General features: G+C 64.8%; 21 protein-coding genes. 13 read left to right on the top strand and 8 right to left on the bottom strand.

Annotated features, from left to right (window positions below):
- The first annotated feature begins 62 nt into the window (after nucleotides 1-62).
- The 8 genes from ACT6UX_RS10655 to ACT6UX_RS10620 all read left to right on the top strand — a co-directional run bounded on the left by ACT6UX_RS10655 (nucleotide 63) and on the right by ACT6UX_RS10620 (nucleotide 6,947).
- Nucleotides 63-755, top strand: a complete 693-nt coding sequence (locus tag ACT6UX_RS10655) for a response regulator transcription factor (protein WP_444775236.1) — start codon at nucleotides 63-65, stop codon at nucleotides 753-755.
- A 38-nt stretch (nucleotides 756-793) separates the two neighbouring features.
- On the top strand, nucleotides 794-1,189 hold the full coding sequence (locus tag ACT6UX_RS10650; RefSeq protein WP_444775125.1) for a response regulator transcription factor: 396 nt from the start codon (nucleotides 794-796) through the stop codon (nucleotides 1,187-1,189).
- Between the two features lie 97 nt (nucleotides 1,190-1,286).
- Nucleotides 1,287-3,371, top strand: a complete 2,085-nt coding sequence (locus tag ACT6UX_RS10645; RefSeq protein ID WP_444775124.1) for an ATP-binding protein — start codon at nucleotides 1,287-1,289, stop codon at nucleotides 3,369-3,371.
- Nucleotides 3,372-3,594: 223 nt separating this feature from the next.
- Complete coding sequence (locus ACT6UX_RS10640; RefSeq protein WP_444775123.1) at nucleotides 3,595-4,347, top strand: SDR family NAD(P)-dependent oxidoreductase; 753 nt, start codon at nucleotides 3,595-3,597, stop codon at nucleotides 4,345-4,347.
- A 36-nt stretch (nucleotides 4,348-4,383) separates the two neighbouring features.
- Complete coding sequence (locus ACT6UX_RS10635) at nucleotides 4,384-5,145, top strand: SDR family oxidoreductase (RefSeq protein WP_444775122.1); 762 nt, start codon at nucleotides 4,384-4,386, stop codon at nucleotides 5,143-5,145.
- Between the two features lie 14 nt (nucleotides 5,146-5,159).
- Nucleotides 5,160-5,597, top strand: coding sequence for a hypothetical protein (locus tag ACT6UX_RS10630; RefSeq protein WP_444775121.1), 438 nt, complete (start codon nucleotides 5,160-5,162; stop codon nucleotides 5,595-5,597).
- Nucleotides 5,597-6,058, top strand: a complete 462-nt coding sequence (locus tag ACT6UX_RS10625; protein ID WP_444775120.1) for a carboxymuconolactone decarboxylase family protein — start codon at nucleotides 5,597-5,599, stop codon at nucleotides 6,056-6,058. The genes ACT6UX_RS10630 and ACT6UX_RS10625 overlap by 1 nt, the downstream gene beginning before the upstream one ends.
- A 331-nt stretch (nucleotides 6,059-6,389) precedes the next feature.
- Complete coding sequence (locus ACT6UX_RS10620; protein ID WP_444775235.1) at nucleotides 6,390-6,947, top strand: enoyl-CoA hydratase/isomerase family protein; 558 nt, start codon at nucleotides 6,390-6,392, stop codon at nucleotides 6,945-6,947.
- 44 nt (nucleotides 6,948-6,991) lie between these two features.
- Here the strand turns inward: ACT6UX_RS10620 and ACT6UX_RS10615 are convergent, their stop codons facing one another.
- The 7 genes from ACT6UX_RS10615 to ACT6UX_RS10585 form a co-directional block, all read right to left on the bottom strand.
- Nucleotides 6,992-7,588, bottom strand: coding sequence for a hypothetical protein (locus ACT6UX_RS10615; RefSeq protein ID WP_444775119.1), 597 nt, complete (start codon nucleotides 7,586-7,588; stop codon nucleotides 6,992-6,994).
- 3 nt (nucleotides 7,589-7,591) lie between these two features.
- Nucleotides 7,592-7,825 carry a hypothetical protein gene (locus ACT6UX_RS10610; RefSeq protein WP_444775118.1) on the bottom strand — a complete coding sequence of 78 codons (234 nt, stop codon included), beginning with the start codon at nucleotides 7,823-7,825 and terminating at the stop codon, nucleotides 7,592-7,594.
- 32 nt (nucleotides 7,826-7,857) lie between these two features.
- Nucleotides 7,858-8,277 (bottom strand): organic hydroperoxide resistance protein, encoded by a 420-nt coding sequence (locus tag ACT6UX_RS10605; RefSeq protein ID WP_444775117.1) that lies wholly within the window; start codon nucleotides 8,275-8,277, stop codon nucleotides 7,858-7,860.
- Between the two features lie 157 nt (nucleotides 8,278-8,434).
- Nucleotides 8,435-9,307, bottom strand: a complete 873-nt coding sequence (locus tag ACT6UX_RS10600; protein ID WP_444775116.1) for an alpha/beta fold hydrolase — start codon at nucleotides 9,305-9,307, stop codon at nucleotides 8,435-8,437.
- Between the two features lie 52 nt (nucleotides 9,308-9,359).
- Nucleotides 9,360-9,995: a cysteine hydrolase family protein gene (locus ACT6UX_RS10595; RefSeq protein ID WP_444775115.1), complete on the bottom strand. Its 636-nt coding sequence runs from the start codon at nucleotides 9,993-9,995 to the stop codon at nucleotides 9,360-9,362.
- Nucleotides 9,992-10,255, bottom strand: coding sequence for a high-potential iron-sulfur protein (locus tag ACT6UX_RS10590; RefSeq protein WP_444775114.1), 264 nt, complete (start codon nucleotides 10,253-10,255; stop codon nucleotides 9,992-9,994). The genes ACT6UX_RS10595 and ACT6UX_RS10590 overlap by 4 nt, the downstream gene beginning before the upstream one ends.
- A gap of 10 nt (nucleotides 10,256-10,265) precedes the next feature.
- Nucleotides 10,266-10,811 (bottom strand): cytochrome P460 family protein, encoded by a 546-nt coding sequence (locus ACT6UX_RS10585; protein ID WP_444775113.1) that lies wholly within the window; start codon nucleotides 10,809-10,811, stop codon nucleotides 10,266-10,268.
- 250 nt (nucleotides 10,812-11,061) lie between these two features.
- Here ACT6UX_RS10585 and ACT6UX_RS10580 point away from each other — a divergent pair, with 250 nt between their 5' ends.
- Nucleotides 11,062-11,838: a response regulator transcription factor gene (locus ACT6UX_RS10580; RefSeq protein WP_444775112.1), complete on the top strand. Its 777-nt coding sequence runs from the start codon at nucleotides 11,062-11,064 to the stop codon at nucleotides 11,836-11,838.
- Here ACT6UX_RS10580 and ACT6UX_RS10575 read toward each other — a convergent pair.
- Entirely contained in the window at nucleotides 11,748-14,636 is a 2,889-nt protein-coding gene (locus ACT6UX_RS10575) for an ATP-binding protein (protein ID WP_444775111.1), read from the bottom strand. The two genes, ACT6UX_RS10580 and ACT6UX_RS10575, sit on opposite strands and share 91 nt — an antisense overlap.
- A 280-nt stretch (nucleotides 14,637-14,916) precedes the next feature.
- Here ACT6UX_RS10575 and ACT6UX_RS10570 point away from each other — a divergent pair, with 280 nt between their 5' ends.
- The 4 genes from ACT6UX_RS10570 to ACT6UX_RS10555 all read left to right on the top strand — a co-directional run bounded on the left by ACT6UX_RS10570 (nucleotide 14,917) and on the right by ACT6UX_RS10555 (nucleotide 18,252).
- Nucleotides 14,917-15,627: an SDR family NAD(P)-dependent oxidoreductase gene (locus tag ACT6UX_RS10570; RefSeq protein WP_444775110.1), complete on the top strand. Its 711-nt coding sequence runs from the start codon at nucleotides 14,917-14,919 to the stop codon at nucleotides 15,625-15,627.
- An 11-nt stretch (nucleotides 15,628-15,638) separates the two neighbouring features.
- Nucleotides 15,639-15,887, top strand: a complete 249-nt coding sequence (locus ACT6UX_RS10565) for a tautomerase family protein (RefSeq protein ID WP_444775109.1) — start codon at nucleotides 15,639-15,641, stop codon at nucleotides 15,885-15,887.
- Nucleotides 15,888-17,684 (top strand): succinate dehydrogenase flavoprotein subunit, encoded by a 1,797-nt coding sequence (gene sdhA / locus ACT6UX_RS10560; RefSeq protein WP_444775108.1) that lies wholly within the window; start codon nucleotides 15,888-15,890, stop codon nucleotides 17,682-17,684.
- 88 nt (nucleotides 17,685-17,772) lie between these two features.
- Nucleotides 17,773-18,252: a (2Fe-2S)-binding protein gene (locus ACT6UX_RS10555; RefSeq protein WP_444775107.1), complete on the top strand. Its 480-nt coding sequence runs from the start codon at nucleotides 17,773-17,775 to the stop codon at nucleotides 18,250-18,252.
- The last annotated feature ends 1 nt before the right edge of the window (nucleotide 18,253 follow it).

The following is an 18,253-nucleotide window of genomic DNA, read 5'->3' as shown; positions in this document are numbered from 1 at the left end:
CGTCGAATAGCCGGCCAATCTCGTCGTGGAAGCCCAATCCGGGATCGCCTCGCGTCCTGCGGATGCAGGGCGGCGTCAGGGTGCGGCCCACATCCAGGGAGCTGCCTTCTGGCGCCGAGACGCCGCTCGTCATCGTCGTCGACGATGACGAGGCGGTGCGACTGGCTCTCGTCGAGTTGATGGAATCGGTCGGGCTCGATGCGGTCAGTTTCGGCTCCACCAGCGAGTTGCTGGAGGCGGATCTGACCGATCGGCCTGGCTGTCTTGTCCTGGACGTGCGCATGCCCGGCCTGAGTGGACTTGATCTCCAAACTCAGCTCTCTTCGAGCGGCGATGGCAAGCCGGTCGTGTTCGTGAGTGGCCACGGCGACATTCCCATGACCGTCCAGGCAATGAAGGCCGGAGCAATCGACTTCCTGACTAAGCCCGTTCGTGGCCAGGCACTGCTGGACGCGGTCAAGCTCGGGATCGAGCGTGACATCGCCCAGCGCGCCGTGGCCCGCATCGCCAGGCTGCAGGCCGGCCGTTTCGGCACGCTGACGGCGCGCGAGCGCCAGGTCATGGAGGAGGTGGCGCGTGGTCGCCTCAACAAGCAGATCGCGTTCGATCTGGGGATCTCCCAGATCACGGTGAAGGTCCATCGCGCCAACATGATGCGGAAGATGCAGGCAACCTCGGTCGGCGAACTCGTCCGTGCCTGGGAGGCTTTGCCGGCCCATCTCCGCGCCGGTCGCAACGCCGATCATCCCATCTGAACACTGGAAACCGCTCAGGCGGCATCAATCGGGTTCGCGTGAGCCCCAGCAACGAGGAAAATCGTTTGTCCAGTCCGCCCGTGATTGCGGTCGTCGACGATGACGAAGCAATGCGTGATGCCCTGTCGGAGCTGCTTCAGGTGCTGTCCATGGAATGCCGCACCTTCGAGCGGGCGGAGGCGTTTCTTGCGGCTTACTCGCCGGATTCCTTCGACTGCCTGATCACCGATCTGCGCATGCCGGGGATGAGTGGCATGGAACTCATCCGGGAACTGAAGGCGCTTGGATCGCGGCTCCCCGTCATCGTCATCACGTCATCGATGGAGGTGGAAAGCCGGTCGGAAGCGATTGCGGGTGGCGCTCTCGCCTATCTCACAAAGCCGGTCGGCGAGGAGCTTCTGACCCGGACTCTGAACGAGGCGCTGGCGCGGTAGTGCCAGCTGCCTGAGGGCTCCGTGCCTGTGTGCGTGAACGGATTCATTAAGCGATCGCGACACGGAGGTTTTCCCGTCGCGAGCAGGGGGTGGCGACATGTTGCACAATCGGGGGATCCCTTTTCAACGCGACACGACGGACCTCTCGGGCGAAGGCACCATGGGTGCCGGTGCCCAGACCGGGCTTGCCGATCTGGCGTCGGAGAGCGTCATCGTTTGCGATGCCCAAGGTATTGTCCGGTACTGGAACCCTGCCTCCGAAGCGCTGTATGGCTGGCCGGCGCTCGCCGTCGTCGGTCATCGACTGGACGAATTCTTCCCGGGCCATGATCTCGATGAGGGGCATTGGCGTCAGTTACTTCGGGAAGGAACTTGGCAGGGCGCCGTGCGACGGCACACCGCAACCGGATCGCCGATTGCCGCGTCGATCACGCAGACGGTCCGATACAAGGCGTCGGGCCTGCCGCATGACATCGTGGAGTACGGCAAGGGTATCAGTTCGGGCGCAGCAACGTCCGGCGATGCCGAATACGCGGCGCCCCATCGCGCGACTGCGGCATGCTGGGAACTCGATGTCTCCGAGGTGCGAGATGACCTGGAGCGCATCGCGCTGGCGGACGGTGATACGGGCGCGCTGCTCGCCAGCGATCCCGATGGGCTGGAACGACTGCTCGCTCGTTGCCGGATCGTCAACGTCAACGAGAAGGCGGTTCGTATATTTGGTGGCACTGCGGACCGCCTGAAGCTGATTGCGCGTCCGATCCTGGATTTCTGGCCGTCGCAGTGCCGTCCGATGCTGGTCGAGCTGCTGGCGATGGTCCTCGCTCAGCAGTCATGGCGGATCACCCAGACACGCGCCATGCATTCGGACGGCCCTCTTCGAAATGCCTCCGCCGCCGCCTGGCGTTCGCTGGATCAAAGCCGAGCCAACACGATCTATCTGATGATAAGCGGCATCCTGAGCGACGATCGCTCTGCCCGCGAGCTGCATGCCGGTGAGGATCGCTATCGCAAGCTGATCCACCATATGCCGACCGCCCTCTGGCAGGTCGACGCGCGCGCATCCGGCGAGGTTTTCGACCGCTTGCGGTCGGAAGGCGTGACTGACATCGCTGGCTTCCTAGATGCGCATCAGGAATTGATCGAGCTTGCCAACGACGTCGTTCGGGTGACGGAAGTCAATCGCGAGGCCGTCGCGCTTTTTCGTGGAAAAGGTACAGCGGACCTGATTCGCCCAGTCCGATATCTGTTCGCCGCGACACCCGACATGGCAAAGCGGGTCATGGTCGCCCACTTCGAAGGCCGGCGAAACTTCAGCGAGCAGGCGAAGATCCTCACCTTCGATGGCCAACTCCGGGACGTGATTCTTTCGGTGACCTTTTCCACCCCGCCCGAGCAACTGGATACGACCTTCCTCACCATGCTCGACATCACCGAGCGGTTGCGTATCGAAGCGCAACTGCAGCGCCTGGAGGCGGACTATGCCCATGCAGCCCGGATATCGACTCTCGGCGAGCTCGCCACTTCGATCGCCCATGAAGTCAAACAGCCGCTTGCGGCGATCGTGACGAATGCCGAGACGAGTCTGCGGTGGCTGGAACGCGACAATCTCAATGCGGAGAAGGTCAAGCAGCTCACGAATCGAATCGTGACGAGTGCTTACCGGGCAAACGAGATCATTCAACGCATCCGAGGTCTGGCGGCCCGCAAGGAGCCGGAACGAAAGGCTCTCGACCTTCACGAGGTAGCGGAGGAGGCCCTGACTTTTGTCCGCCATGACATCGAGTTCCGGCGCATTGCCTGGTCCATCGATGCGGCGCCTGGTCCAGCGATGGTGCTTGGAGACCGCGTCCAGCTTCAGCAAGTCATAGTGAACCTGCTCGTCAATAGCATCCAGGCGGTTTCGCAGGGAGACGGTGCGGCCCGGCGGATCGGCATTGCCGTCGCGGTGGTCCAAGGCGGTCTGATCGAACTCTCGGTCCGTGATACCGGGCCCGGCATCGCGGGAGAGGCCATGGGCCGCCTCTTCGAGAGCTTCTTCACCACCAAGCCGGGTGGTGTAGGCATAGGACTGGCGATCTGCCAGTCGATCATCAGATCGCACGGTGGATCGGTTCGCGCCGACAATGAGCCTGGCGGGGGCGCGTGCTTCTCCTTCACGCTTCCGGCCTTCGGGGGCTAGCGAGCCGGTCCGCCGAGGAAGCTCCGTGGCTCGTGTCGTGCACCTGACGACGTAGTGTCCGAGGGGGTGGGCCGCTTCGCCCGCAAAGTGCGGTGGCTATACCTTGGGATTAGGCAACCGAATCCCCGGATGAATGGGCGCCCGGTACTTCCTCGACCATTCTCCGTCTCGACGGCCAGTCGAGCCGTCGAGAGGGCGAAATGCGAAAGCCGGAGACCAGCTCATGTCAGCCTTGACCGACAAAGTCGTTGTCATCACCGGCGGAAGCTCGGGCATCGGTCATGCCGCGGCGCTCGATTTTGCCAGGGGAGGCGCCAGGGTGCTCGTCACGGGTCGACGTCGCGCGCTTCTCGATGAGGCGGCCGCGTTGCATTCCAATATCGAAGGGCTGGTGGCTGACGTTGCGGTGCCCGAGGACGCTTCTCGAACGATTGCGGCGGCGGTCAAGAAATGGGGCCGGCTCGACGTCCTGGTCAACAATGCCGGCGCAGGCGCGATCCTTCCCCTGGCCGACGCGACTGATGCTGCCATCGCGAACATCTTCGCGGTGAATGTCTTTGGTCCCAGCCTCCTGACTACCGCCGCGCTGCCCTATCTCGGAGCGGCGAAGGGCGCGGTCATCAATGTCTCGAGCACCTTCGGCCAGAAGTCGGGTGCCCGTCTCTCACACTACGCGGCGAGCAAGGCGGCGCTGGAGCACCTGACGCGCTGCTGGGCACTCGAACTGGCGCCGCGAGGCATTCGCGTGAACGCTGTCGCGGCGGGCCCGACGGAGTCGGGTGCACTGACCGGGATGATGGGCATGTCGCCGGAGCAGGCGGCGGCGGTCGAAGAGCAGGAGCGCCAGCAGATTCCGCTCGGACGACGTGGCCAGCCCGAAGACGTCGCGCGGTGGATCGTCCGGCTTGCCGATCCCGCCTCGGACTGGATCACCGGGCAGGTGATTGGCGTCGACGGCGGCCTCGCACTCACCTGAACCGCAAACGCATCAACACATCGAAGGAGAATCACCATGAAGATCGTCGTCATAGGGGGAACCGGCCTCATCGGTTCGAAGGTCGTCGACATCCTGAAGGCCAGGGGACACGAGACGATTGCCGCCTCCCCGAACACGGGTGTGAATACGATCACGGGGGAAGGCCTGGATTCGGCGCTTGCCGGTGCGCAGGTGGTGATCGACGTCGCGAACTCCCCATCCTTCGAGGACAAGGCGGCGATGGACTTCTTCCGGACCGCTGGAAAGAACCTGACGGCGGCCGAAGTGAGGGCCGGCGTCTTGCATCACGTAGCGCTTTCCGTCGTCGGGACCGACCGTCTGCAGGCCAGTGGCTACTTCCGCGCCAAGCAGGCGCAGGAAAGCCAGATCAAGGCCTCTCCCATCCCCTACACGCTGCTTCATGCGACCCAATTCTTCGAATTCCTGCGCAGCATCGCGCACTCCGGGAGCAGCGGTCGCGAGGTGCGGCTGCCGCATGCCCTGTTCCAGCCCATGGCCGCCCAGGATGTCGCAGGCGCCGTGGCCGAGGCCGCTCTGGCGGCGCCCCTCAATAGCACGATCGAGATCGCCGGGCCCAAGCCGTTCCCGATCGACGAACTGGTCGGTCGCGTCCTCGCGTTCGACAAGGATCCCCGCCGCATCGTCGTGGACCCTGAAGCGCTCTATTTCGGCGTGAGGGTCGACGATCGCTCGCTCATGCCCGGCCCGAAGGCGCAGCTCGGCAGTATCTCGTTCGACTGGTGGCTGACCCACGTTCCGCCACCGCCGAACAAGTGACGAGGAGTCGAATGATGCTGAAGATAACCTGTCTCGGCGTTGCAGCCGTTCTCGGTGTCGCCGCAGAGGCGAACGGAGTCTTCATGCTCTGGTCGCCGGAGGCCTGGTATCTGGCGGTCCCGGGCGTGACGACAACGGGGCCGTTCAACCAGCATTTCGTCCGCGATATAGGGCTGATCTTCCTGTTCGTCGGGACGGCGTTCTTGGTCGGAGCCTTCGCGCCCAGGCATCGCGTCATCCTCTGGGCGACGCCGACGCTCTGGCTCTCCGGACATGCCCTGTTCCACTTTTGGGAAGTCGCCGTCGGTATCTGCGGTCCGTCGGCGCTTGCGCGGGATTTTCCCGCCGTTTCTCTCCCAGCGCTCATCGGTGCGGCCCTGACGTACTGGGCCATTTACGAAGGCCGTACCGCCCCCGCCGTTCGTCTCAACCAACTGCAAGGAGAAGTCTGATGGAACCCCGCATGAACATCTTCCAGGTCGCACCCGATGCCATCAAGGGCATGGTCGCCGTGGAAACTGCCATCGGCAAGAGCGGCCTCGAGCACGGCCTGCTCGAGCTCGTGAGGCTGCGTGCGTCGCAGATCAATGGCTGCGGCTTCTGCGTCTACATGCATGTGAAGGATGCCCTGAAGCAGGGCGAGACGGACATCCGTCTTCACCTGCTGAGCGCCTGGCGGGAATCGCCCCTGTTCACTGCCCGGGAGCGCGCCGCGCTCAACTGGACCGAAACGCTGACGCGGGTCGCGGACTCCGGAGCGCCTGACGAAGACTACGAGCAGCTCAAGCAGCACTTCAACGAGACCGAGATTGCCTATCTCACGGTGCTGATCGGCGCGATCAACGTCTGGAACCGCGTGCAGATCGGCCTGCGCGCGATCCACCCGGTCGAGGACACCAAGGCCGCCGCTTGATTCAGCCAAGACCGACTCGTGGTGCGGCGTTTGGGCCGCACTTTCGGGCATCATCGTGAATCAGCCTCTCATCCCGGGCCGTCCCCGTGGGTATCTCTTGCCGTGGACCTGGAGTTCGTCCCGGCAGGCCGCGCTGAAAGCGAAGAGAGGGTCGAGCTCGCCGGCAGGAGCAATCTCGGCAAACAGGTGGACATCCTTGTTCGGTGCAAAGTAAGCCGCGCCGATCTGCGACATGACTTTCTCAGCTTGCCGCAGGGCTCCTGGTCCGCCGAAGAGGCGAATGGTGCTCACAATCGCATAGAGCGACACCGGGTCCGTCAGGTCTCCATCCCTGGCTCGATGTCCTCGTCCGGATCTCCCGGGTCCCGCCGTCTCGATCGCCGAGATCCGGGGGCGCGCTCGGGGGGCGGGCAGCGAGTTTGCACTGGCCTGCGACATGCGCTTCTCCAGCCTCGAGCGCGCGATCCTCGGCCAGTTCGAGGTCCGCGGCGGCGCCGTCCCTGGCGGCAATCCCATGGTACGGCTCGCCGGCCTGATGGGGCGCGGGCGCGCGATGGAAGTCGTGCTGGGCGCGGATGATTTTTCGGACGCGGTCGCGGAGCGCTACGGGTACGTCAATCGTGCCCTGCCCGATGCTGAGCTGTCCGCGTTCGTCGATGGCCTCGCCCAATGCCTGGCCGGCTTCGAGAAGCCTGCGATCATCCACGCCAAGTCGCTGCTCGACCTTGCGACGCTGCCGCCAGATGCAGTCTTTCCGCCGGCCCTGGCGGCCTTCTTCCAGTCGGTCGCCCGTCCCGGCGCGCAGGCGCGCATGGCAAGGTTGCTGGCCCAGGGTCTTCTGCGGCGAACTGTCGTCGAGCTCTCCCTCGGGAAAGCAGTGGCCGAGTGACAGGGGGGCGACCGGTCGCCTGCGGGCGAGAACCGTTTCTCCGCTCAACGTGCTCTGGCCGGGCCGGAAGCCAGGGTGTCGTTCGGCGTACCGCATCGACGCAGCACGGCGATGGCCGTGCCGCCGATGCCCGCCCGGAGGTCGGCGGTGATCTCGAACGCCGGCGTCGCGCTGGAGGAGGGAGAGGTCTCCAACCTATGCAGCCTCATCGTGAAGTGCCTCCCGTTCTGCAAAGAGGTGACAAGCGACGCCGACAGGACCGGCACCGGCCCGTCGGCGGCGTTCGCCACCACCACGAAGTCATCGGCAAAAAGGAGGCGAGCGGCATACCGCCTTCCGTCGATGTCGATCACGACATCGGGGGCCAGCTCGACGGGACTCGACTGCGCCGACCGGAAAGGGCCGGGTTCCGGAGGATAGAGTCTTAGCTGCAAGCCGCCTTTCCGCTCGGTCGGCTCGCACGACAACACCATGACGTCGACGTCGAGGTCGGTGATCGCGGGTTCGATGAAGGCATAGGTCGGCGAATCGACGTCGCGCTCGAGCTGCCAACCCCTTCCCGGCTCATCGGCGCTGGCGTGGCCTGCGGAGAGGCAAGACAGGGCGGCCCACAGCGCGACCATGGGGAAGACGGGGCGCATGGATTAGCGCAAGCCGGTCGGCTTGTCTGGCGTGGGCTGCAGGAACGAAACCGCGTCGCTTCCGGGGAAGCTGTCGGACAGGGCGGAATCGAGCTTGCGATCCATCGTTTCGGCGGGCGTTTCGCCAGTGGCAGCGGGCTCGTCCCGGCCGGAGATATGATCGCGCCGCTGCTTCAGCGCCTGCAGCGTCCTCTCTCGGTCGCGAATCTCGGTCCGGAGTCTTTCAGCCTCGGTCATCGATAGCCTCCTGAATGGTCGATGCTGTAGAGCTAGACGATCATCGTGGCGATGCCGATTTTGCCCTTCAATGCCTTCGAGTACGGGCAGACCTCGTGGGCGCCATCCACCAACTCCTGCGCAAGCTTGCGATCGATGTCCGGCAGGCTGACGTTGAGGCGCGCGCCTAGCGAATAGCCGTCGCTCCCCAGGTTGAGGTCGATCTCGGCGTCGATCGCGAGATGCTCGATCCGCACCTTCTTCTCGCGGGCCACGAGCATGATGGCGCCCTCGAAACAGGCGGACCAACCGGCGGCCATAAGCTGCTCGGGGTTGGTCCCGGTACCGGGACCCCCCGGCACCGAGAGCCTGATGTCGAGGCGACCGTCGCTGCTGCGCGTCTCGCCCTTTTCGCGGCCGCCGACGGTGTGGACCTTCGCCGTGTAGACGGTCTTCGTGGTGGACTGGGTCATCGGATGCTCCTTGAAGGCTGGTGATCGAGCCGGTCACGTCCCGCCCCCTGAAGACTGGGGCATCGCCGGAGCGTGATCCATTATGCGAAGGTATGGACCGGCTCCTTACTTGGTGTGAGAAGAGGGAAGGGGCGAAGCGCGTCCTCCTGGTCGGCCCTCAACGTCGGCGGTGCGCCAGCGTGCACCCGAGGAATCCGAGCATCAGTGCGCCGATTTTCGCCGCATGCGTGTCCAGCGCAAAGTGGCCGGCATCGACGAAGTGGATCTCGGCGTCGGGCAGGTCGGTGCGAAAGGCGAGCGCCCCCGCCGGTATGAAGTGTGCGTCGTTGCGGCCCCACACCGCCAGCAGAGGCGGCCGATGCTCGCGGAGATAGGCCTGGAAGGCCGGATAGAGTGCCACGTTGCTGCGATAGTCGAGGATCAGGTCGAGCTGGATCTCCGACCGGCCGGGACGGGCCATGTAGGCGATATCGAGCGTGTAACCGTCGGGAGATACGCCCGTCCGGTCGGAACCGTCGAAGTACTGCCAGTTCCGGATCATGTCCGGGCTCAGGGACACGCGGCAGGCTTCACGATGCGCAGCGGTTGGCTCGCGCCAGTAAGCCTGCCAGAGGCCCCACGAGTTGCCGAACCCTTCGAGGTAGGCGTTGCCGTTTTGGCTGATGAGGGCCGTCACGCGTTCGGGGTGCTTTGACGCGACCCGCAGGCCGACCGGTGCGCCATAGTCGAAGATGTACAGGGCGTAGCGATCGAGCTGCAACGCCTCCAGGAAGCGATCGATCACGCCGGCCAGATTGTCGAACGTGTAGTCGAACTGGCCACGCGGAGGCGCCGAAGTGTTGCCGAAGCCGGGCAGGTCGGGCGCGATGACGCGATAGTCGCGCGCCAAAATGGGAATCAGATCGCGGAACATGTGGCTTGCCGTCGGAAATCCGTGAAGCAGGACGACAACCGGGCCGTCGGGAGGGCCGGCTTCCCGATAGAAGATCTCGACGTCGCCGATCTGCCGGGTGCGATACGCTGTGCTCATGGATCGAACCTCATGACGGCCGCTGCCTTTGGGGACGATCGTGGCGCGTCCACTAGGCGTGACCGAAGGCAGCGACGAGCTCGTCGGTCGTCAGGATCGCGTGGGCAAAGCTCGGGCCGTTGATCGCATGGGCCGCGTCCATGGCTTCCCGGCTGTAGGCCGCGGTCGCATCGCGCACCAAGGTGACGTGGTAGCCGAGCTCGGTGCCGAAGCGGCCGGTGCATTCGACGCAGGTATTGGCGATCATGCCGATCACCACGATGCGCTCGATGGCGAACTGCTTCAGCATGTAGTCGAGGTCGGTGTTGGCGAAGCCGCTCGAGTTCCAGTGCTCCTTGATCAGGATGTCGCCGGGCTGGATCTGGAAATCGTCGTGGAACGTTCCGCCCCAGGTCCCCTTGGCAAAGCCCTGGCGCTTGGCCGTGCGGAGCTGCGTGTGCGTGGGGTGACGAAACCCTTCATAGTCGCCAAGCTGCCACCGGCGATGCGGCACGAAGAAAATCCTGATGCCGGCCTTCCGGGCCGCGGCAACGACGGCGCGCAGATGATCGAGCAGCTGCACTTCCTCAGCCACCTTCTGGGCCATGGGCCAGTACTTGCCGCCCTCCGACAGGAAGTCGTTGTAGGGATCGACGAGCAGCACTGCGGTCGATGCCGATGGATAGGCATTGGCGGTTTCCTGGGTCATGCTCCGGCTTTCCTGGTGAAGAGTTGGCACCAGCCATCAGGGCTGATCTCGCCCTGCACGAACCTGCAACCGTGCGGCGGCTGGAAGTGAAGGCAGCTCACGCAATTCTGACTGCCCTTGGCCGTGCCTTGGTAACGGGCATCGGCCTGGCTGAGTTTCTGGAACGCGAGGCCAGGGCGGTCGACGCCCGCGACCACAATCGACAGGCCGATCGATGCGTTGCCGAGAAGGGCACGCCGCGAGAGTCGGTGCTTGGTCATGGCCGAACCTTCAGCGCCGGCCGTACGCCGTGAACACGGAGTCCTTGGCCTCCACGAGCTTGTGGCAGGCAGCGCCGCAATCCGTGCCACGCCCGTCGGGCTGGAAGGAGCCGGAGGCGGTCTCGTAGTTGAACTGGGCGTAGCCCCAGCCCGCCGTCGCGGCGAAGCGCCGGCTGTCCTTAACCATGAAGTCGATGAATTGGAGCGCTCCCGCGACCTGCGCCGGGGTGGGAGAGTCCGGGTTCCGGACCGACTTCCACATGATCTTCGCCATCCGGGCACCATCGGGAAAAGCGCGGCCATTGGCCGGCGCACCCGCCCGGTAGGCGTCGATCATGGCGCGGTCGCCAACGACGACCTTGAGCAGGTCATCGACCTGGCTGACCGAGATGACCTGCCAGTCCTCGTATCCCTTGAACTCGTCGAAACGCAGACCATCGGGAACCTGCAGGCTGTATTTCTGTGCCCCTGTGTCCTGTGCGATGGGGCTGCGGCCTTCAAAGGCGAGCAGCCCGACCGCGGTGATCGACAAGGTCAGCGCCAGCAGCTTCTTCATGGCCCGCTCCCGTTGTGGTGTTGGTGGCCAGAAGATGCGGCGGAGACGAGTGGCGGGCTATTGCACAATGGTATTGCGGCGGAGGGGGCTGCTCGATTTAACAACTTTTGACGACGATTAATTCGCTGTTCGGCCTCGGGAGTCGCAGGCTGCGCAGACACCGTGCAAGAGCCAAAGTCCCGGCCCGTCGTGGTTATCGGGGGTTCGGGATGGCCGAGAGACGGTGCTGCGTAACCCAGGAGAATCCATCATGCGACCCTCGTCCTATCCGGCGCCCAGTGCGGGCCGCCCGTCGGCCATGGCAGGCAGTATCCGGTCCGTCGCGCCGTGCATCGTCTTCATCGTCGCAGAGGACCCCTCTGCCTGCCGGGGCATGGCCGCCACGCTCGACGACATGGGCTGGCGGGTTCGGGAGATTGCCTCTGCCGAAGCCCTGCTCTCGGAGCCGGAATGCAGCGTGCCAAGTTGCCTCGTGCTCTACGAGCTGGCCATGCCGCAGCATCTCGCTGACGAGCGTGCAGAAACGCCGGTCATCTGCGTTACCGGTCACGCGGACGTCCTGGGCACGGTTCAAGCCATGCGGGCAGGCGCCGTCGACGTCCTGGCCAAGCCCCTCCGCCAGGACGCGCTGATCGCGTCGGTCGAGCTGGCGCTGGAACGGAGCAAGGACCTGCTGGTGCAGCACAGGGAGGAAAAGGCGCTGCGAGGCCGCTACGCTTTGCTCAGCCAGCGCGAACGTCAGGTCATGTCGCTGGTCGTGACGGGCCTCTTGAACAAGCAGATCGGTGGCGAGCTGGGGATCAGTGAAATCACGGTGAAGGCGCATCGCGGCAAGGTGATGCGCAAGATGAACGTCCGAACCCTGGTGGCTCTCGTGAACAGCGCTGGCAGGCTTAAGCTCGAGCCGTACACGGGGCAGGGCCGCATGAAACAGGCTCAGTCGGCGTCGCCCACCGCGAGTTCCTCGATCAGCGCCTTGGCCTGGCGCAGGTCGGACGTTTCGAATCCCTCGATGAACCGGCCGTAGATCGGCGAGAGAAGCACACGAGCCTCGCGCCGAAGTCCGTCGCGATGGTACCGACGGCATAGGCTGAGAGCCGTCCGCAACTCCCACGATAGGGCTTCCTGTCGACGGGCCCAGTCGAGCGATTCCAGGAACAGTTCCTGGGCGGTGCGGTCCTCAGTTGGACCGCCTTTGGCCTGGAGAAGTTCACCCTTGATCCGCAGGACCTCGGGGATGCACCAGTATTCCTCATCCCGCCGGCACATGCCGAGAGCCTTCTCGATCACATCGAGGCCTTCGTCGATTCGGCCTGCGATACGCAAACCGTCGGCATACTCGGCGAACACCCAGGTGTGCCGGAGTGAGAAGCGGTTCTCGGGCAAACCAGCGAGGGTCGCCTTCAGCAAGTCGAGCCCGTCGGCGACATTGCCCTGCTTGATGTGCAGGATTCCCTGGAAGCACTTGCCCCAGGCGTGCCAGATCGGCAGGCCATCGCGCGCCGAGCGCTTTAGCAGCAGGTCGATATACTGCTGGGCGCCGTGCAGGTCGCTTGCCAGCAACGACAGCAGGCAGGCGCCTTTGGTCAGCGAATTGCACAGCGTCATCGTGTGGTCGAAGGCCTGGGCCTCCTCGACATTCGTCGCGTTCATAGCCAGCGCCTGGCTGGCGTAGCCTTGCAGCCACAGGATCGAGACCAGAAAATTGCGGGCCGTTATCTTCTGGTCGAACTGGAAGCGGATGATATGGGCGCGATGGACGGGTGCCACGTAGTTGTCGAGCATGTACTCGATCTGCCGGCGGGCCGTGCCCTGGTCGCCGAGAAAGTGGATCGTGAAGCCCCGCATGCGTTCGCCCGTCAGGGGATCGACAGGATCGCGAGACTCCTTCGAGACTTCGCAGAACCGGTTGGCAAGGGCCAAGGCTTCGCGGAAGGCGCCGCAATTGTGGGCGAGGCACCATAGGCACCACAGGACACGGAGCTTGTAGTCGGTATCGTTGAGATCCTCGGCGATCCTCAGCGCTTCGTTCAGTGCGGTCTCGATCTCCGGACCGGACGCCTCGATGTTGAGGAGCACGGCACCTAGCGCATGCTGGAACTGTAGTTCCAGGCGGGGATTGCGCTGTGCGCGCGAAGTCAACACCGACAACGACTGGGCGACGCGTGAGCGGCACTCGTTCATCAGCGACAGGTGCATCCAGAGCGGCAGGGCGGCCTCGGTAAGCGCCACGCCCAGCATCGGGTCGCCGTCGACCGAGAAGGCCCAGTCGAGGGCTCTTCGCACGTTGTCGATCTGGCGCGCGTAGGTCGAGAGCCAGTCCCTGAGCTCCATGGTCTCGGCATCGCCGCCGGCGCGCACCAGGACCACGCAATAGCGCTCGGCGTGGCAACGGGCCGTCGCCGCGAGTTCTCCGCTTTCGACGAGCTTCTCCATCGCATAGGCACGCGTGGTATCGAGCAGGCGATAGATCGGCGTTCGTTCCTTGGAATTCACCGAGATCAGTGACTTGGCGACCAGGTCGGCCAGGGCACGGATGATATCCGAGGCCATGTCCTTGTCCCTGATGGCGATGGCCTGGGCGGCCTCGAGTGTGAAACCGCCGACGAATATGGCGAGCCGTTGCAGCACGGCCTGCTCCGTGTCGTCCAGGTACTGGTAACTCCAGTCGAGTGCGGCGGTCAGCGTGCGATGCCGGGGAAGCGCCGTGCGCCGGCCCTGCATCAGAAGCCGGAAGCGATCGTCCAGTTGGGTGGCGAGCTCATGCAAGCCGAATGTGTGTACGCGGCTGGCAGCCAGTTCGATGGCGAGCGCCATGCCGTCGAGCTTGCGGCAGATGTTCGACACGATCGGTATGGTTTCATCGGTGACTTCGAAGGTCTCGGCGCTCGACGAGGCGCGTTCGATGAAGAGCTCGACGGCCGGGAATGCCATCGCCTGGCGGGCGGTCAGCGCGGCGGTCTCGGGAGGCGTTTCCAGCGGATCGAGGTTCAGGACATTCTCGCCTTCGGCTCGCAGCGGTTCGCGGCTCGTGGCGAGGACGCGCGTCTCGCTGGTTCCGCGCAGGATCGCTTCTGCAAGTGCCGCGGCCGTCCCCAGGACGTGCTCGCAACTATCGAAGATGAGCAGCAGCCGGCGGTCGCGCAGGAAAGTGACCAGTTCCGAAATCGGATCGTCCGCGACCACCGCCAGGCCGAGCGCGGAGGCCACGACGCTCGACAGCACGATCGAGCTCGAGACGGGGGCGAGATCGATCAAGACGATGCCATCGGGATAGAGGTCCGCAATTCCGCCGGCGAGGCTCAGCGCGACCGTGGTCTTGCCGATTCCCCCGGGACCGACAATCGTAAGCAGCCTGCGATGTTGCAGGCGCTTGCTTACCTCGGCAACGACGCCGGCCCGGCCGATCACCCGCGCGATCGGCTTGGGGAGCTGCAGCATCCGCTCGGCCGCTACCGACACGACTTCGATGGCCGGCGCGATCGGTGCCGCCGAATGCGTGACGGGGGCCACGAAGCGATAGCCGCGACCGGGCACCGAGATGATGTAGCGGGCGTTGTCCCGACCGTCGTTCAGTGCCTTGCGAAGAGCCGCTACCTGGGCACGAAGATTGCCCTCTTCGACGACGATCCGGGGCCACACGCGCGCGAGGAGCTCGTCCTTTGCCAGGAGTTCGCCGGGGCGCTCGGTCAGCGCAATCAGGAGTTCGAGGGCACGACTCCCGAGGCGCACTTCCTCCGTCCCGCGCAGCAGGAGCTGACGCTCGGGCTGCAGCCGAAAAGGTCCGAAGGAGAGCTCGGGCGGCGCACTCGCTGGCAAGTCCACGATCCATGCTGAAGGCACTGATTATCAACCGCGCGCGCCCTGCGATAAAGTACGGCTTTTGGTTGGATTTTCTCCGGGGCTTTACGAGCCTCAGCGTCGCCAGCCTCCTGACACAGAGACACTGGAACATCGCCCAGGGTACGGAAGCCCCCAGACCGGGCTGTACACTAGTCCATCCGTCTCAGGTCGAACGTAGAACCAAGGTGTCGTCGACACCTTGGTCCAATCGACTTGGGCAGCGATCGATTTCATCTCCTTGGCATTGCGAAGGAGAGCAATGATGGAATCGGAAAAGAAGGTTGCGGTCGTCACGGGAGCCTCCCAGGGAATTGGCGAGGCCCTGGTGAAGGCCTATCGGAAGCGCGGCTATCGAGTGGTCGCGACAGCACGTTCGATAGGACCCACGAGCGATCCGGATGTCCTCTCGGTGCCGGGCGATATCTCCGACGTCGGCACCGGCGAACGGGTCATCGCCGAGGGCATGAAGCGGTTCGGCCGGATCGACACCCTGGTCAACAACGCCGGCCTTTTTCTCGCTAAGCCGTTCACGCGCTACAGCGAAGCCGACTACCAGGCCGTGATGGGCGTGAACGTTGCGGGCTTCTTCCGCATTACCCGGCCCGCGATCGCCCAGATGGAGAAGCAGGGCGGTGGCCTCGTGGTGCAGATCACCACGACCCTGGTGGAACACGCCGATTCGCATGTTCCGTCGGTGCTGGCCTCGCTGTCGAAGGGCGGCCTGAGCGCTGCGACGCGTTCCCTCGCGATCGAATACGCACAGCGCGGCATACGCGTGAACGCCGTATCGCCCGGCATCATCCGCACGCCCATGCATCCGCCGGAGAGCCATGCCGCGCTCGATGCGCTCCATCCGGTCGGGCATATGGGCGACGTCTCCGACATTGTCGGCGCCGTGCTGTATCTGGAGGGAGCGCCCTTCGTCACGGGTGAGATCCTGCATGTCGACGGTGGCCAGAGCGCCGGCCGCTGAGGAGCATTGCCATGCCGATCGTCCTCATCCAGGTGACGAGAGAAGGCAATAGGCCCGGTGCGGAATCCGTCACGGCCGCCGAGAAGGCGGCCCTGATCGCAGGCGCGACAGAGCTGCTCACCAGGGTGCTGAACAAGCCGCCTGACGCGACCTTCGTCGTCATTGAGGAAGTGGCGCTCGAGAACTGGGGTTGGGGCGGCCTGCCGGTTGCCGAGTTCCGGCGGCGGCGCGGCGGCGATCAGGCAACGAAGAGCAAGTGAATGGTCGCCCCCTACGAAATCGTCGAGCACGAGTACGATGTCCTGATCGTCGGCGCCGGTGGTGCCGGCCTCCGGGCCGCGCTGGGCATGGCCTCCTCGGGTCTCAAGACGGCCTGCGTGACCAAGGTATTTCCCACGCGTAGCCATACGGTCGCCGCGCAAGGCGGCATGGCGGCCGCTCTGGGGAACATGGGCGACGGCGATAACTGGCGCTTCCACATGTACGACACGGTCAAGGGCTCCGACTGGCTCGGCGATCAGGACGCCATCGAATACATGTGCCGTGAAGCCATCTCGGCGGTCGTCGAACTCGAGCATTACGGCGTGCCGTTCTCGCGGACGCAGGATGGCAGGATCTACCAGCGTCCGTTCGGCGGCCAGACGCTGGAGTATGGCAAGCGGATGGCCCAGCGCACGGCCGCGGCGGCCGACAGGACCGGTCACGCAATCCTGCATACACTCTATCAGCAGTGCCTGAAGCACGGCACGCAGTTCTTCGTCGAGTACATCGCGCTCGACCTCCTGATGGACGAGGATGGTGCCTGTCACGGGATGCTCGCCTGGGACCTGGCGGATGGCCGCCTGCATCGCTTTTTGGCCCATCGCACGGTACTGGCGACCGGCGGCTATGGGCGCGCCTACTTCTCCTGTACGGCCGCCCACATCTGTACCGGCGACGGCAATGCGATGGCGCTGCGCGCCGGCCTGCCGCTCGAGGACATGGAGTTCACACAGTTCCATCCGACGGGCATCTACGGCTCGGGATGCCTGATCACCGAAGGGGCGCGCGGCGAGGGCGGATACCTGACCAATGCGACGGGCGAGCGGTTCATGGAGCGGTATGCGCCGACGGCCAAGGATCTTGCCGGCCGCGACGTCGTCTGCCGGGCGATGACGATCGAGATCAACGAAGGGCGAGGCTGTGGGCCGAAGAAGGATCACATCCTCCTTCATCTGGAACATTTGCCGTCGGAACTGCTGCACCAGCGACTGCCAGGCATCAGCGAGACCGCCAAGATCTTCGCGGGTGTCGACGTCACGCGCCAGCCGATCCCCGTGCTGCCGACCGTCCACTACAACATGGGCGGCGTCCCGACCAACATACACGGCGAGGCGGTGACGCTGCGCGACGGCGATCCGGAAGCCGTCGTGCCCGGACTGATGGCGATCGGCGAGGCGGCCTGCGTGTCGGTCCATGGTGCCAACCGGCTGGGTTCGAACTCGCTGCTCGATATCGTGGTGTTCGGCCGCGCGGCCGCGCATCGCGCCGTCGAATGCGTCCGTCCCGGCGAACGGCTTGCCGCGCCGCCGGCGCAGGCGACGGACCGGGCCATAGATCGCCTCGACCGGCTGCGCTGGGCGACGGGCAAGCGCTCGGTCGGTGCAATCCGCCTCGCCCTGCAGCAGGCCATGCAAAGGTACTGCGCTGTGTTCCGCGATGGTCCGTTGCTCGACGAGGGTGCCGTCGCATTGAACGGCGTGCTGGGCTCCCTGCAGGGCGAGCTTGGACTTGCCGACCGGTCCATGATCTTCAACACCGATCTCGTCGAGGCGCTGGAACTCGACAATATGATGTCGCAGGGGCTCGTCAGCCTGCACTCGGCGATCGGCCGGGCTGAGAGCCGCGGCGCGCATGCCCGCGAGGATTTCCCCGAACGGGACGATGCGAACTGGCTGAAGCATACGCTGGCCTGGCTGCGGCCCGACGGCAGCGTGCGGCTGGCCTACCGGCCGGTGCACCTGAAGCCGCTCAGCAATGACGTGGCCCCCATCCCCCCGAGCAAGCGCGTCTACTAACCATACGAAGGTATCGACCATACCTTCGTTCAATCGATCCGTGACGGTCTCCGGTTCATCGTTCCGGCCTCTGCAGCAGGAGGCGAACATGAACCTGAGCGTCAAGGTGAACGGCAAGAAGCACAGTGTAGACGTGGATGACGACACGCCGCTGCTCTGGGTGCTGCGGGACGTGCTCGGCATGACCGGCACCAAGTTCGGGTGCGGCAAGGCGCTCTGTGGCGCCTGCACCGTACATGTCGATGGCGTTGCGACCCGCTCCTGCGTGACGCCGGTTGCCAGCGTCGGAACGGCGGAGATCACGACCATCGAAGCGGTCGGTGCAACGGACGCGGGCGCGCGCGTGCAGAAGGCGTGGCTCGATGTCGAGGTGGTCCAGTGCGGGTACTGCCAGTCGGGACAGATCATGTCCGCGGCCGCGCTGCTCGCCGGAAATCCTAGTCCGAGCGACGCCGACATCGATGATGCGATGTCGGGCAACATCTGCCGCTGTGGCACCTATTCGCGCATCCGCGCGGCCATCAAGCAGGCTGCGCAATCCGCTGCCCGCAAGAGCCAGGGAGGCTGAC

The sequence above is a fragment of the Reyranella sp. genome (assembly GCF_052439685.1).
GTDB lineage: Bacteria > Pseudomonadota > Alphaproteobacteria > Reyranellales > Reyranellaceae > Reyranella.
Note: the sequence above shows the minus strand (reverse complement) of the source record. Positions and strands in the feature narration are given on the sequence as shown.

Excerpts from the sequence above, each read along its gene's own strand:
- ACT6UX_RS10605 (WP_444775117.1), bottom strand. The coding sequence starts at position 8,277 with ATGACCCAGTCCACCACGAAGACCGTCTACACGGCGAAGGTCCACACC.
- ACT6UX_RS10645 (WP_444775124.1), top strand. The coding sequence starts at position 1,287 with ATGTTGCACAATCGGGGGATCCCTTTTCAACGCGACACGACGGACCTC.
- ACT6UX_RS10615 (WP_444775119.1), bottom strand. The coding sequence starts at position 7,588 with ATGCGCCCCGTCTTCCCCATGGTCGCGCTGTGGGCCGCCCTGTCTTGC.
- ACT6UX_RS10600 (WP_444775116.1), bottom strand. The coding sequence starts at position 9,307 with ATGAGCACAGCGTATCGCACCCGGCAGATCGGCGACGTCGAGATCTTC.
- ACT6UX_RS10570 (WP_444775110.1), top strand. The coding sequence starts at position 14,917 with ATGGAATCGGAAAAGAAGGTTGCGGTCGTCACGGGAGCCTCCCAGGGA.
- ACT6UX_RS10580 (WP_444775112.1), top strand. The coding sequence starts at position 11,062 with ATGCGACCCTCGTCCTATCCGGCGCCCAGTGCGGGCCGCCCGTCGGCC.
- ACT6UX_RS10655 (WP_444775236.1), top strand. The coding sequence starts at position 63 with ATGCAGGGCGGCGTCAGGGTGCGGCCCACATCCAGGGAGCTGCCTTCT.
- ACT6UX_RS10585 (WP_444775113.1), bottom strand. The coding sequence starts at position 10,811 with ATGAAGAAGCTGCTGGCGCTGACCTTGTCGATCACCGCGGTCGGGCTG.
- ACT6UX_RS10625 (WP_444775120.1), top strand. The coding sequence starts at position 5,597 with ATGGAACCCCGCATGAACATCTTCCAGGTCGCACCCGATGCCATCAAG.
- ACT6UX_RS10565 (WP_444775109.1), top strand. The coding sequence starts at position 15,639 with ATGCCGATCGTCCTCATCCAGGTGACGAGAGAAGGCAATAGGCCCGGT.
- ACT6UX_RS10640 (WP_444775123.1), top strand. The coding sequence starts at position 3,595 with ATGTCAGCCTTGACCGACAAAGTCGTTGTCATCACCGGCGGAAGCTCG.
- ACT6UX_RS10610 (WP_444775118.1), bottom strand. The coding sequence starts at position 7,825 with ATGACCGAGGCTGAAAGACTCCGGACCGAGATTCGCGACCGAGAGAGG.
- ACT6UX_RS10595 (WP_444775115.1), bottom strand. The coding sequence starts at position 9,995 with ATGACCCAGGAAACCGCCAATGCCTATCCATCGGCATCGACCGCAGTG.
- ACT6UX_RS10630 (WP_444775121.1), top strand. The coding sequence starts at position 5,160 with ATGCTGAAGATAACCTGTCTCGGCGTTGCAGCCGTTCTCGGTGTCGCC.
- ACT6UX_RS10635 (WP_444775122.1), top strand. The coding sequence starts at position 4,384 with ATGAAGATCGTCGTCATAGGGGGAACCGGCCTCATCGGTTCGAAGGTC.
- sdhA (WP_444775108.1), top strand. The coding sequence starts at position 15,888 with ATGGTCGCCCCCTACGAAATCGTCGAGCACGAGTACGATGTCCTGATC.
- ACT6UX_RS10555 (WP_444775107.1), top strand. The coding sequence starts at position 17,773 with ATGAACCTGAGCGTCAAGGTGAACGGCAAGAAGCACAGTGTAGACGTG.
- ACT6UX_RS10590 (WP_444775114.1), bottom strand. The coding sequence starts at position 10,255 with ATGACCAAGCACCGACTCTCGCGGCGTGCCCTTCTCGGCAACGCATCG.